General features: G+C 63.7%; 13 protein-coding genes. 6 read left to right on the top strand and 7 right to left on the bottom strand.

What is annotated here, in order from left to right:
• Position 1: 1 nt before the first annotated feature.
• From AC1DUN_RS02220 to AC1DUN_RS02250, 7 genes are all read right to left on the bottom strand, one after another.
• Positions 2 to 856, bottom strand: a complete 855-nt coding sequence (locus AC1DUN_RS02220; protein ID WP_477712516.1) for an alpha/beta hydrolase — start codon at positions 854 to 856, stop codon at positions 2 to 4.
• A gap of 54 nt (positions 857 to 910) precedes the next feature.
• Entirely contained in the window at positions 911 to 1345 is a 435-nt protein-coding gene (locus tag AC1DUN_RS02225; protein ID WP_477712517.1) for a DUF2147 domain-containing protein, read from the bottom strand.
• A gap of 29 nt (positions 1346 to 1374) precedes the next feature.
• The gene (locus AC1DUN_RS02230) at positions 1375 to 3171 is read right to left on the bottom strand and encodes an acyl-CoA dehydrogenase C-terminal domain-containing protein (RefSeq protein ID WP_477712518.1); all 1797 of its coding nucleotides are present in this window, start codon (positions 3169 to 3171) and stop codon (positions 1375 to 1377) included.
• A gap of 18 nt (positions 3172 to 3189) precedes the next feature.
• On the bottom strand, positions 3190 to 3924 hold the full coding sequence (locus AC1DUN_RS02235) for a TetR/AcrR family transcriptional regulator (protein ID WP_477712519.1): 735 nt from the start codon (positions 3922 to 3924) through the stop codon (positions 3190 to 3192).
• A 184-nt stretch (positions 3925 to 4108) separates the two neighbouring features.
• Entirely contained in the window at positions 4109 to 4963 is an 855-nt protein-coding gene (locus AC1DUN_RS02240) for a fumarylacetoacetate hydrolase family protein (RefSeq protein WP_477663237.1), read from the bottom strand.
• A gap of 29 nt (positions 4964 to 4992) precedes the next feature.
• Complete coding sequence (locus AC1DUN_RS02245) at positions 4993 to 5739, bottom strand: SDR family NAD(P)-dependent oxidoreductase (protein ID WP_477712520.1); 747 nt, start codon at positions 5737 to 5739, stop codon at positions 4993 to 4995.
• Positions 5736 to 6470 (bottom strand): SDR family oxidoreductase, encoded by a 735-nt coding sequence (locus AC1DUN_RS02250; RefSeq protein WP_477712521.1) that lies wholly within the window; start codon positions 6468 to 6470, stop codon positions 5736 to 5738. Before AC1DUN_RS02250 ends, AC1DUN_RS02245 begins: the two co-directional genes overlap by 4 nt.
• A gap of 137 nt (positions 6471 to 6607) precedes the next feature.
• Between AC1DUN_RS02250 and AC1DUN_RS02255 the strand changes: the two genes are divergently transcribed.
• The 6 genes from AC1DUN_RS02255 to AC1DUN_RS02280 all read left to right on the top strand — a co-directional run bounded on the left by AC1DUN_RS02255 (position 6608) and on the right by AC1DUN_RS02280 (position 13249).
• Positions 6608 to 7348 (top strand): FadR/GntR family transcriptional regulator, encoded by a 741-nt coding sequence (locus tag AC1DUN_RS02255; protein WP_477663234.1) that lies wholly within the window; start codon positions 6608 to 6610, stop codon positions 7346 to 7348.
• Positions 7349 to 7422: 74 nt separating this feature from the next.
• Entirely contained in the window at positions 7423 to 8388 is a 966-nt protein-coding gene (locus AC1DUN_RS02260; RefSeq protein WP_477712522.1) for a tripartite tricarboxylate transporter substrate binding protein, read from the top strand.
• Between the two features lie 82 nt (positions 8389 to 8470).
• The gene (locus tag AC1DUN_RS02265) at positions 8471 to 9475 is read left to right on the top strand and encodes a sialic acid TRAP transporter substrate-binding protein SiaP (protein ID WP_477712523.1); all 1005 of its coding nucleotides are present in this window, start codon (positions 8471 to 8473) and stop codon (positions 9473 to 9475) included.
• Positions 9476 to 9632: 157 nt separating this feature from the next.
• A complete protein-coding gene (locus AC1DUN_RS02270) occupies positions 9633 to 10187 on the top strand; it encodes a TRAP transporter small permease (RefSeq protein WP_477712524.1) in 555 nt (184 codons plus the stop codon).
• A 22-nt stretch (positions 10188 to 10209) separates the two neighbouring features.
• A complete protein-coding gene (locus AC1DUN_RS02275) occupies positions 10210 to 11604 on the top strand; it encodes a TRAP transporter large permease (protein WP_477712525.1) in 1395 nt (464 codons plus the stop codon).
• Between the two features lie 118 nt (positions 11605 to 11722).
• Positions 11723 to 13249, top strand: a complete 1527-nt coding sequence (locus AC1DUN_RS02280; RefSeq protein WP_477712526.1) for a UxaA family hydrolase — start codon at positions 11723 to 11725, stop codon at positions 13247 to 13249.
• The last annotated feature ends 12 nt before the right edge of the window (positions 13250 to 13261 follow it).

The raw sequence follows: 13261 nt of genomic DNA on the forward strand, positions 1-13261 counted from the left end.
GTTAAGACCTTGTTGGGGATGACTGGTTGAAAAATTCGAGCACCGCGTTCCAGTAGCGCTGCGGCTCGTCGCGCATGCCGTGGGTGTGCTCAGCCTTGTCGAGGATCACGCGCTGGATGCGCTCGGGCCTGGAGGCGGCCTGTTGCAGGGCATCGCCGAAATGCACCGGGGTCCAGCGGTCGGCCCGGCTGTGGATCAGCAACACGTCCACGTCGCGCATATTGGCCAGGTGGTGCACGGGCCGCAGGTGCAGCTCGCCTTGCGGACTGATGCGCCGGCTGATGTTGAGCACCGCATGGGCAAAGGGGTAAGCTTTCCAGAAATCGGGCAGCGTGGGCGGACAGCCTTCAGCCACCACTTTGTCGTAAGGGAAATCCGCCTCGGCAATCGCGCTCAGCGTGTTGATCGCGCCGAAGGATGCCGTCAACGCATGCACCGGCAGGCTGGCAAAAGCGCCGCGCGTCCAGCGACCCACCGATAACGCGTCGCCGGGAAAGTCGAAATTGGTCGACGGGCTTTCACCGAAGCCGTTGAAGTCGAAAGCCACCACGTGAAAGCCGGCATCGAGCAGCGCCTGGGCATGGCCGTGGCGCAGCCAGAATCCCTTGCAGGCAAAACCCATGGGATGGGCGCAGACCACGACGCCGCGCGGAGGCAGCGTCGTGCGCGCCACGATGGCCTCGAGCCGGCTGGTGCTGCGGCTGGTGATGCGCACCCGCTCCCAGCCTTCCTGCGGCACGTCGGCGGGCCAGCGCCAGGGTTTCATGAAACGGCCGAAAAACGGCTTCTTGAGCAGGTAATGCCCATACCAGCGGCGCGCGGCCGGCGGGGTGCTTGCAGCGTCGCCAAAAGTCATGGACCGCAAGCGGGAAATTGCTTCACCCATGGCAGCCCTTCAGTTCCGTGGAGTTCATTGCAGGCGTGTCCAGGTCTGGGTGCGGCCGAAGGGCCCGATGGATCCGCGGACTTCCATCTTCTTGCCGCCTTCAATCGGGGTCATCTTGAGGGAGTAGCTTTTGCCGCTGTCCGGGTCCAGGATCTTGCCGCCTTCCCAGACATCGCCGTCGGACGACTTCCTGGCGCCGCGAATGATTTCCAGGCCCAGGCGTGGCTTGTCCTTGCGGTCATCGGTGCATTCGGTGCAAATGTCGTCGGGCTTGACACCGGGGGACATGCGCTTTTCGACTTTGCCATTGAGCACACCGCCGGCTTCAGTGATGCGGACTTCGAATTTGGGATCGCCGGTCTTTTCGTCGAAGCCGCGCCACAAACCCACTGGCGTGTTCTGGGCCAAGGCCGGGATGGCCATCAGACCCAGAACGATCATCAACAATTTTCTTTTCATGGACTCTCCCGTCGATCTGTTCAAGAGGCTCAGGCCAGCGCTTCGTCGGTTTCCATCAGGGACTTGCTGCCGGCGCGCGCCGTGCGCATCAGCGTCGCGGTCTCGGGGAACAGCTTGGCGAAGTAAAAACGCGCGGTCTGCAGCTTGGCCACATAAAACTTGTCGGTGTTGCCGGCGGCGATTTCGCGCAGCGCGGTCTGCGCCATCAGCGCCCAGAAGTAACCGAACACCAGGTGGCCGGCCACGCGCAGGTAGTCGACCGCGGCTGCCCCCACTTCGTCGGGGTTCTGGAAACCCTTGAAGCCCAGTTCGGTGGTGAACTTGGTCATCTGGTCGGCCAGGTAGGCCAGCGGGTTGATGAACTCGGCCATCTTCTCGTTGACACCTTCTTCGGCAATGAGCGCGGCGATCAGCTTGCCGAACTTCTTCAGCGTGGCGCCGTTGTTGCCCAGGATCTTGCGACCCAGCAGGTCCAGCGACTGGATGGTGTTGGTGCCTTCGTAAATCATGTTGATGCGGTTGTCGCGCACAAACTGCTCCATGCCCCATTCCTTGATGAAGCCGTGGCCGCCGAAGACCTGCATGCAGGCGTTGGTGGAGATATGGCCGTTGTCGGTCAGGAAGGCTTTGACGATGGGCGTAAGCAGGGCAACGATTTCGCCGGAGTCCTTGCGCACCTTCTCGTCGGGGTGGTTTAGTTCCTTGTCGAGCAGCAGCGTGCAGTAAATCGCCAGGGCACGGCCGCCTTCGGCATAGGCCTTGGCCGTCAGCAGCATCTTGCGCACATCGGGGTGCACGATGATGGGGTCGGCGGGCTTGTCCTTGGCCTTGACGCCGGACAGCGAGCGCATCTGGATGCGGTCCTTGGCGTAGGCCAGCGCATTCTGGTAAGCCACTTCGGTCAGGCCCAGCGACTGGTTGCCCACGCCCAGGCGGGCGGCGTTCATCATGACAAACATCGCGGCTAGGCCCTTGTTGGGCGCGCCCACCATGGTGCCGACGGCGCCGTCCAGCACCATCTGCGCGGTGGCGTTGCCGTGTATGCCCATCTTGTGCTCCAGGCCGCCGCAGTAGATGCCGTTGCGCGAGCCGATGGCCCCGTCCTTGCCGACGTTGAACTTGGGTACGGCGAACAGGCTGATGCCCTTGCTGCCCTGAGGCGCGTCCGGCAGGCGGGCCAGCACCAGGTGCACGATGTTGGCGGCCATGTCGTGTTCACCGGCGCTGATGAAGATCTTGTTACCGGTCAGGCGGTAGGTGCCGTCGGGCTGCGGCTCGGCCTTGGTGCGCAGCAGGCCCAAGTCGGTGCCACAGTGCGGCTCGGTCAGGCACATGGTGCCGGTCCATTCGCCGCTGGTCAGCTTTGGCAGGTAGAGTTTTTTCTGCTCGTCGGTGCCGTGGGCATGCAGGGCCTCGTAGGCGCCATGCGACAGGCCCGGGTACATGGTCCAGGCCTGGTTGGCCGAGTTGAGCATTTCGTACAAGCACTGGTTCACCACAAAAGGCAGGCCCTGGCCGCCGTATTCCGGGTCGCAGCTCAGCGCGGCCCAGCCGCCTTCAACATACTTGGCATAGGCCTCCTTGAAGCCCTTGGGTGGCGTGACTTCGTGCGTGGTTTTGTCGAGCTTGCAGCCCTCTTCGTCGCCGCTGATGTTCAGCGGGAAGGTCACTTCGGCGGCGAACTTGCCGGCTTCTTCAAGCACCGCGTTAATGGTGTCCGCATCGACCTCCGCATGCTTGGGGATGGCCTTGAATTCATCGGTGACCTTGAGCACTTCGTGCATGACGAATTGCATGTCGCGCAGGGGCGGGCTGTACTGGGGCATTGTGGAGGTCCTTTAGCGTTAAATTGGTTTGGAAGGGGATGCCTTGCCCGAAGATTTCTTCGGGGCGGCGGAAGTAGAAGGAGAAGGCGCGGCGGCATCGCTGCCGTAGCGCAAGAGGATGTTGGCGAAACCCGTGTGGGCGCGGTCCATGGAGCCCGGCGTCTTCAGGAAGCGGGCCTCGTAATGCAGCGCCAGGATCAGGCCGTGGATTTCAAAAGCCATCTGGTGCTCGTCGGCATCGGGCCGCAAATGGCCGGCCTCCTTGGCCTGCACCACGGCGCGGTACATGGCCGCCAGCCAGGTGCGCACCGAGCCGGCGAGCGCATCGCGCACGGGGCCCGGCCTGTCGTCGAATTCGACGGCGCCGCTGATGTACAGGCAGCCCGAGTCAATTTCGAGCGAGGTGCGTTTCATCCAGTTGTGGAACAGCGCCGCCAGGCGCGGCAGGCCGCGCGGCTGCTGCAGGGCCGGGAAGAAGACCTCTTCCTCGAAACGCACGTGGTATTCGCGGATCACCGAGATCTGCAATTCCTCGCGCGAGCCGAAATGGGCGAACACGCCGGACTTGCTCATGCGCATGACCTCGGCCAGCGCGCCTATGCTCAGGCCCTCCAGCCCGATCTGCGTGGCCAGGCCCAGGGCCGCATCCACAATGGCCGCCTTGGTCTGCTGGCCTTTTTGCTGGCTTTTGGCCACGGCGCTACCCGCGACGGGGGCGCGGGAGGCTTTGGCGGGAAGTTCTGTGACGGGCATGAGGTGCTACAAAATAAAACGAACGGTCGTTCTATTTTGCAACACTTTGATGACCATGGGCAAGCCGGGGTTGTTGGGGCCCTGCTTATAGGGGCCCCGTACTAACCACGGCGCGGGTAAACCCTTGACTTGAAGTACCTTTCCCCAGGCCGGCCCGGAAGAGCCGCTGGGGTCAGGGGACTACTTATTTCGTGAGTTTGAATGGGATCACGGTCTGGTGTTGCTCGCCCAGGCCTTCAATGCCCAGCGACATCGTGTCGCCCTTTTTCAGGAAGACCGGCGGCTTCATGCCCAGGCCCACGCCGGGCGGGGTGCCGGTGGTGATCACGTCGCCGGGCTCCAGGGTCATGAACTGGCTCACGTAGCTGATGATCTTGGCGACGCTGAAGATCATGGTTTTGGTGCTGCCGTTCTGCACGCGCTTGCCGTTGACTTCCAGCCACATCGACAGTTTTTGCGGATTGGGCACTTCGTCGCGCGTGACCAGCCAAGGGCCCAGGGGGCCGAAGGTGTCGCAGCCCTTGCCCTTGTCCCAGGTGCCGCCGCGCTCGATCTGGAATTCGCGTTCGCTGACGTCGTTGATGGTGCAATAGCCGGCCACGTGGTTGAGCGCCTCTTTTTGCGAGACGTAACGCGCCTGCTTGCCGATGATCACGCCGAGCTCGACTTCCCAGTCGGTCTTGACCGAGTTCTTGGGCAGCATGATGGGGTCGTTGGGGCCCTGGATGCAGCTGGTGGCCTTCATGAAGACAACGGGCTCGGCCGGAATCGGCAAGCCGGACTCCGCGGCATGGTCGGCGTAGTTCAGGCCTATGGCGATGAATTTGCGCGTGCCGGTGATGGGGCTGCCGTAGCGCGGCGAGCCCTTGACCAGCGGCAGCTTGTCGGTCTTGAGTTTGGCCAGTTTGGCCAGCGCGGCGTCGCCGAGCTGGTCGGGGCCTATGTCCTTGATGACGCTGCTGAGGTCGCGCAGCTTGCCGTTGGCATCGATGAGGCCGGGTTTTTCCTTGCCGGGGTTGCCATAACGAACGAGTTTCATGGTTTTCCTTTTTGAGTGAATCGGTGAAGTCAGTAAGTGGAGCGGCCGCCCGAAAGGTCGAACACCGCGCCTGTCGAAAAAGAACAATCCTCGGTGCACAGCCAGCCGACCATGGCAGCCACCTCGTCGGGCGTGCCGAAGCGGCCCATGGGGATTTTCGAGAGCATGAACTGGATGAACTCGGGCGTCATCTGCTCAAAAATCGGGGTTTTCACCGCGGCCGGCGTCACGCAGTTGACGCGCACGCCGGTATCGGCGAGCTCCTTGCCCAGCGATTTTGTCAGCGCGATCACCGCCGCCTTGCTGGCGCTGTAGGCGCTGGCGTTGGGGTTGCCCTCCTTGCCGGCGACCGAGGCGATGTTGACGATGCGCCCGTAGTTGCGCGCGCGCATGTGCGGCACGACTTCGCGGCAGCAGAAGAACAGGCCGTTGAGGTTGACCTGCTGCACCTGCATCCACTGCTCGGGCGGGTAGTCCCAGAGCTTGACGTTGGGGCCGGTGATGCCGGCCGAGTTGACCAGCGCGTCTATCACCGGGTTGTGGGCAACCGTCTGTTTGACCGCCTCCACCACGCTCGCATGGCTGCCGACGTCAACCGCCACGGTGTGCACACCGGCGCCCAGGCCGGACTTCGCTTTTTCCAGCGCCTCGGGCTTGATATCCCACAAGGTGACGCTTGCGCCCGAGGCCAGCATGCGCTCTGCGATCGCAAAACCCAGGCCGACCGCGCCGCCCGTGATCACCGCGTGCCGACCTTTCAGGTCGAGCTGGTTCATATGGTGATGCCGCCGTCGATGTTGTAGGCCTGGCCGGTCACAAAGGCGGATTCGTCGCTGGCCAGGAAGGTCACCAGCGGCGCGATTTCATGCGCCTGGGCCAGGCGGCCCAGCGGCTGGCGCGCGATAAAGGCCTTGCGCGCCTCCACCGGGTCGGCATTGGCGTTGATGCGGTCCTGCAGCGAGGGGGTGTCGACGGTGCCGGGGCAGATCGCGTTGCAGCGCACGCCGTCGGCCACAAAATCGGCCGCCACGCTTTTGGTAAGGCCTATCACCGCGGCCTTGGTCGTGCCGTAGATAAAACGGTTGGGCAGGCCCTTGATGCTGCCGCAGACGCTGGCCATGTTGATGATGCTGCCGCGTTTTTGGGCCTGCATTTTCGGCAGCACGGCCTGGATCATCCAGAACTGCGCGCGCACATTGAGCTGGAAGGCGAACTCCAGCTCTTCGTCGGTGGCCTGCAGCGCCGTGCCGCCGTGCACAAAGCCCGCGCAGTTGAACAGCACGTCCATCGCCGGCAGGCCGCCCACCAGCTTGTGGATGGCAGCCTTGTCGAGCACGTCCAGCGGCAGCGCGGTGATGTTGGCCACGCCTTGGTAGCTTTCCAGCAGCTTGGGGTTCAGGTCGGTGGCCCAGACCTGTGCGCCTTCAGCCGCCAGCGCCAGCGCGCTGGCGCGCCCAATGCCCTGGCCGGCTGCGGTAATCAGTGCCTTCTTTCCTTCAAGTCTCATCAGTGCTCCTACAGGGTTTTGCCGGATGTTGTCCCGGGGGTTTCATGGGATTATCAATTGGTCTGACCACTTGTCCAATTCTGGCTTACCCTTAAGCCGCCCATTCTTCCCTTTACCCCCTTTTCGCATCGCCTTCCATGCCCCTGCAGACCGTCGAACCGCAACGCCTGTACCGCCAGATCGCCGAGCAGCTGCGCACGCTGATCTCCGCCGGCGAATGGGCCGTGGGCGCGCGCCTGCCGGCCGAGCGCGACCTGGCGCGCCAGCTGGGCGTGAGCCGGCCCTCGGTGCGCGAGGCGCTGATCGCGATGGAAGTCGAGGGCTGGGTCGAGGTGCGCACCGGCTCAGGCGTCTATGTACTGGACCGCAGCGGCGCGCCCAGTACCGGCAACGGCCGGGCCGGGGAGATACCCCCCGACGAATGGGGCCCGCTGGAATTGATACGCGCGCGCCGCGTGGTGGAGGGCGAAGTCGCCGCCATGGCCGCCACCCAGGCCAAGCGCAAGCACATAGAGGCGATGGCCAAGGCCATCGCCAGCATGCAGGCCGACGCCGACCGCGGCGTGCTGCCGCTGGAAGGCGACCGGGCTTTCCACAGCGCCATCGTCGAGTCCTGCGGCAACGTGGTGCTGATCGAAACCGTACAGCGCTTCTGGGACTCGCGGCGCGGCCCGCTGTTCGAGCGCCTGGGCGGCCATTTTGAAACCGTGGAGTCCTGGCGCTCGGCCATTGCGGAGCACCAGGCAATTTTTGAAGCCGTGCGCGACCGCAACCCCGATGCCGCGCGCGCGGCCATGCATGAACACATGGACCATTCGCACAAACGCTTCAGCGTGAGCTGGCGCCGGACCAAGCACCAGAAGACTCCCAAAAAATAAGAAGAAGCATTCCCGCACCCGGAGATTTCCCTCAACCGCAACTTGGCACTACAACAAAAGAAAGCGAGACAAACATGAATTTCCTGACCCACACCAAGCGACTGGCCGCGGCGCTGCTGCTGTCCACGGGCCTGTGTGCCATCGCCACGGCCCAGCCCTACCCCAACAAGCCGATTGAAGTGATGGTGGCCTTCCAGCCCGGCGGCGGCACCGACTCGCTGGCGCGCGCCTATGCCGAAGCGGCCAAAAAATACACCACCCAGCCGCTGGTGGTCTACAACAAGGCGGGTGCCAGCGGCGCGATCGGCCTGGCTGACGTGGCGAACGCCAAGCCCGACGGCTACAAGATCGCCATGCTGTTCGTGGAAGTGACCATCCTCCCGCACCTGGGCATCACCAAGATCACGCAGGACGATTTCATTCCGATCGCCCGCCTCAATGCCGACCCTGCCGCCATCACGGTGCGCGCGGATTCGCCCTACAACACGATCGAGGATTTCCTCGCCGCCGCCAAAAAAACCGGCAGCGACGTGAAGGTCGGCAACGCCGGCAACGGCTCCATCTGGCACCTGGCCGCCGCTTCACTCGAAGAAAAAACCGGCGCCAAGTTCAGCCACATTCCCTTCCAGGGCGCGGGCCCCGCCGTGCTGGCGCTGCTGGGCGGCCATGTGGACGCCGTGGGCGTGAGCCCGGCCGAAGTCGCCGTGCACGTGGCCGCCGGCAAGCTCAAGATCCTGGGCGTGATGGCCGACCAGCGTGTCAAGGGTTTTGAGAATGTGCCCACGCTCAAGGAACGCAAAATCGACTTGTCCATAGGCACCTGGCGCGGCCTGGGCGTGGCCAAGGGCACGCCGCCGGAAGTGGTGGACTACATACGCGCCATGACCAAAAAGGCCGCCGAAGAACCCATCATGAAAGAGGTCATGGACAAGCTCAACCTGGGTTATGCCTATGCCGACGGCCCCGCCTTCAAGGCGCAGATGGTGCGCGACAACGACACCTTCAAGCAACTGGTGACCAAGCTCAACCTGAAGAACTGAGGCAGCAGGCTTCACGGCCTGCGCGCTGGCGCGCACGGCCGCTTTTTCCTTTCATGCCAGCACACCCTTTGAGGAGACAACCATGAATACCTTCCACACCAAACGATTTGCCGTCAAAACCCTGGTCGCCTGCGCGCTGATGGCAGGCGCCCTGGGCTTTTCCGGCATGGCCTCGGCGCAAACGAAGCTGAAATGGGCGCACGTCTATGAAACTTCGGAGCCCTTCCACAAATGGTCGGTCTGGGCCGGCGACGAAATCAAGAAGCGCACCAACGGCAAGTACGAGATCCAGGTGTTCCCGGCTTCCACGCTGGGCAAGGAGGCCGACATCAACCAGGGCCTGACCCTGGGCACGGTGGACATCATCCTCACCGGCGCGAGTTTTGCCGGCCGCACCTACCAGCCGCTGGCCATCGGTTACTTCCCCTTCATCTTCCGCGACGCCGAGCACCAGCTCAAGTTCGCCAAGAGCGACGTCTTCAAGGAGCTGGCCGCCGGCTACGACCAGAAAAGCGGCAACCACATCACCGCGCTCAATTATTACGGCGCGCGCCATGTGACCTCCAGCGCGGCCCGCCCCATCACCAAGCCTGAAGACATGAAAGGCCTGAAGATCCGCGTGCCCGACGCACCGGCCTATATGGCTTTTCCCAAGGCGCTGGGCGCCAACCCGACGCCGATTGCCTTTGCCGAGGTCTACCTGGCGCTGCAAAACGGCACGGTGGACGCGCAGGAGAATCCGCTGCCGACCATAGAAGCCAAGAAGTTCTATGAGGTGCAAAAAAACATCTCGCTGACCGGCCATATCGTCGATTCGCTGCTGACCGTGGTCTCGGGCCAGCTCTGGGGCAAGCTCACCGCCGACGAGAAAAAGATCTTCAGCGACGTGATGCTGGAAGCCGCCGAAAAAACCGGCCGCGAGATCATCGCCTCCGAGGCCCGGCTGGTCGATGAGTTCAAAAAGAAGGGCAACAACGTGATCACGGTCGACAAGGACGCCTTCCGCGCCGCGGTGCTCAAGAGCACCACGCCTGCCGATCAGGGTTACCGCCAGGCAGACTACGACCGCATCATCAACCTGCGGTAGCCACCCGCAAAGCTACTGCGCGATCCGATCTCGCACCGGTGATGCTCGCCGTACTGGAGTACGGCTGCGCTTCTCGGAGCGACCTCGGACCGCTCGCTACGCTTTTCGGATGACTACCGGCGCTCTGCTGGTAAAGATCTAAAAGAAAGGAGACACGATGACCGAAAAAATCATCGGCGACGACGGGTCATTCCACACCGAGGACGAGGTGGTGGACCTGGCCACCACCACGACCGAGGGCTGGGTGGCCCTGGCATTTTTCTGGCTGCTGGGGGCCACGGTGCTGTACCAGTTCGTCACGCGTTATGTTTTCAACGACTCGGCCGCCTGGACCGAGGAGATCGCGCGTTACGAGCTGATCGCCGTGGTCTTCATAGGCGCGGCCATAGGCGTGGCCAAGAACAACCACATCCAGGTGGATTTTTTCTACCGCCACATGCCGGCGAAGATGGGCCGGGCCATGTCCACGCTGACGGACGCGCTGCGCATCGCCTTTTACGGCGCTGCCGTGTTCATGACCGGGCAGATGATGGCCAAGATCGGCAACCAGACCCGCATGACCATCGTGGACCTGCCCATGAACATCGTCTACGGCGTGTGCCTGCTGGGCTTTGCGGCCATGCTGGTCCGGTCACTGCAAGTGGCGCTGATCCATTACCGCCGCGGCTACAGCGTGCTGGAGCGCCCCGAATCCACCATGCAAGACCGCTGAACGCGACAGACCCCTCACCATCATGCTCAAAATATTCTTCCTGATCTTCATGGGCGCCGGCATCCCGGTCGCCGTCGCCATGGCGGGCGCCTCGCTGGTCTACATCCTGGTCACCGGCAACCTGCCGCCTTTTGTGGTGATACACCGCATGGTGTCGGGCATAGACAGCTTCCCCTTGCTGGCCGTGCCCTTCTTCATCCTGGCCGGCAACCTCATGAACAACGCCGGTATCACCACCCGCATCTACAACTTCGCGCTGGCGCTGGTGGGCTGGCTCAAGGGCGGCCTGGGCCACGTCAACGTGCTGGGCTCGGTGATCTTTGCCGGCATGAGCGGCACGGCGATCGCCGATGCGGCCGGCCTGGGCACCATCGAGATCAAGGCCATGAAGGAGCACGGCTACTCCTCGGAATTCGCCGTCGGCGTGACGGCCGCCTCGGCCACGCTGGGCCCCATCATCCCGCCCAGCCTGCCTTTTGTGATCTACGGCATGATGGCCAATGTGTCGATTGGCGCGCTGTTCCTGGCCGGGCTGCTGCCGGGCCTGTTGATGGCGGTGCTGATGATGCTGACCGTGGCCTACTTTGCCCACAAGAACAAATGGGGCGCCGACATCAAGTTCTCGGCCAGCCGCCTGGGCAAGGCCCTGGTCGAGCTGGCGGTGGTGACGGCCTGGCCGCTGGTGCTGTGGGCACTGATCACCATGGCGGGCGCGCCCGCGCAGGCGACGGTGATTGCCGGGCTGGTGGCGCTGTTTGTGCTCGACAAGATTTTTAAATTCGAGGCCGTGTTGCCCATCATGACGCCGGTGCTGCTGATAGGCGGCATGACGACGGGCCTGTTCACGCCTACCGAGGGCGCGATCGCGGCCTGCGTCTGGGCCATGGTGCTGGGCTTTTGGTGGTACAAGGCGCTGAAGTTCAAGATGTTCGTCAAGGTCTGCCTGGACACCGTCGAGACCACCTCCACCGTGCTGTTCATCGTGGCGGCCGCGTCCATCTTCGGCTGGATGCTGACGGCCACCGGCGTGACCACCGCGATCGCCGCCTGGGTGCTGGGCTTTACCCAAAGCCCCTGGGTGTTTTTGCTGCTGGCCAACCTGCTGATGCTGTTTGTCGGCTGCTTCCTGGAGCCCACTGCCGCCATCACCATCCTGGTGCCCATCCTGCTGCCCATCACCGCGCAGCTGGGCATAGACCCTGTGCATTTCGGCCTGGTCATGGTGCTCAACCTCATGATCGGCCTCTTGCACCCGCCCATGGGCATGGTGCTGTTTGTGCTGGCGCGCGTGGCCAATCTTTCGGTGGAGCGCACCACCGTGGCCATATTGCCCTGGCTGGTGCCGCTGCTATTGAGCCTGGGCATCATCACCTACTTCCCCCGCTTGGTACTCTGGTTGCCGAAGATGTTTTATTGAAAATGAAACAATCACCCCCGAAGCGCCTTCGGCGCCTCCCCCTTAAGGGGGCGCCACCCGCGGCCCGGCAAAGCCGGTTCCGCGATGGCACTTGACTGAAAACACTGAAACCCACGCCATGACACCCTTTATCCGACTGCACCCCGCCGACGACGTCCTGATTGCCCGAGCCCAGCTGGTGGGCGGCACCCAGGTCGAAAACATCACCGTGCGCGGCCTGATCCCCTCCGGCCACAAGATCGCCACGCGCGCGCTGGCCGCGGGCGAGCCGGTGCGGCGCTACAACCAGATCATCGGCTTTGCGAGCAAGCCGATTGCGCCCGGCGAGCATGTGCACACGCACAACCTCGACATGGGGCCCGACAAAGGCGACTTCGCGCGCGACTACGCCTTCGGCGCCGACGTGAAACCGGCGCCCGCCAGGCGCGAGGCGACCTTCATGGGCATCAAGCGGCCCGACGGCCGCGTGGCCACGCGAAACTACATCGGCATACTCTCCAGCGTCAACTGCTCGGCCACGGCGGCGCGCGCGATCGCCGACCATTTTTCGCGGCAGAACAACCCCTCGGCGCTGAAAGACTTTCCCAACGTCGACGGCGTGGTCGCGCTCACGCACGGCACGGGCTGCGGCATGGACTCCGACGGCCTGGGCCTGCAGATCCTGCAGCGCACGCTGACCGGTTATGCCACGCACCCCAACTTCGCGGGCGTGCTGGTGGTGGGCCTGGGCTGCGAGTCCAACCAGATCAATGCCTGGTTGGCCCACGGCAGCCTGCGCGAGGGTGAAACCCTGCGCGTCTTCAGCATCCAGGACACGGGCGGCACGGCCAAGACCGTGGCCAAGGGCATCGCCATGATCAAGGAGATGCTGCCGCAGGCCAACGCGGTCAAACGCGAACCCTGCAGCGCTGCCCACATCACCATAGGCCTGCAGTGCGGCGGCTCCGACGGCTATTCGGGCATCAGCGCCAACCCGGCGCTGGGCGCGGCGGTGGACTTGCTGGTGGCCCACGGCGGCACCGCCATCCTCAGCGAGACGCCCGAGATCTACGGCGCCGAGCATCTGCTCACGCGCCGCGCGGTGCGGCCCGAGATCGCCGAGAAGCTGATCTCGCGCATCAAGTGGTGGGAGCACTACACCGAAATCAACGATGGCGAGATGAACAACAACCCTTCGCCCGGCAACAAGGCCGGCGGCCTGACCACCATCCTCGAAAAATCGCTGGGCGCGGTCGCCAAGGGCGGCACCTCCAACCTCGAGGCGGTTTATGAATACGCCGAACCCGTGGGCGCGCACGGTTTTGTCTATATGGACACGCCGGGCTACGACCCGGTCAGCGCCACGGGCCAGGTGGCCGGCGGCGCCAACATCATCTGCTTTACCACCGGCCGCGGCTCGGCCTATGGCTGCGCGCCCTCGCCTTCGCTCAAGCTCGCCACCAACTCGGCGCTGTGGCAGCGGCAGGAAGAAGACATGGACATCAACTGCGGCGAAATCATCGACGGCGGCGTGTCGGTGCAGGAGATGGGGCAGCGCATCTTCGAGATGGTGCTGGCCACGGCCTCGGGCGAACCCAGCAAGAGCGAAAAACACGGCTACGGCCAGAACGAGTTCGTGCCCTGGCAAGTCGGCGCCGTGATGTAAACCTCACCCTCA

Source organism: Polaromonas sp. P4_F6, assembly GCF_056401275.1.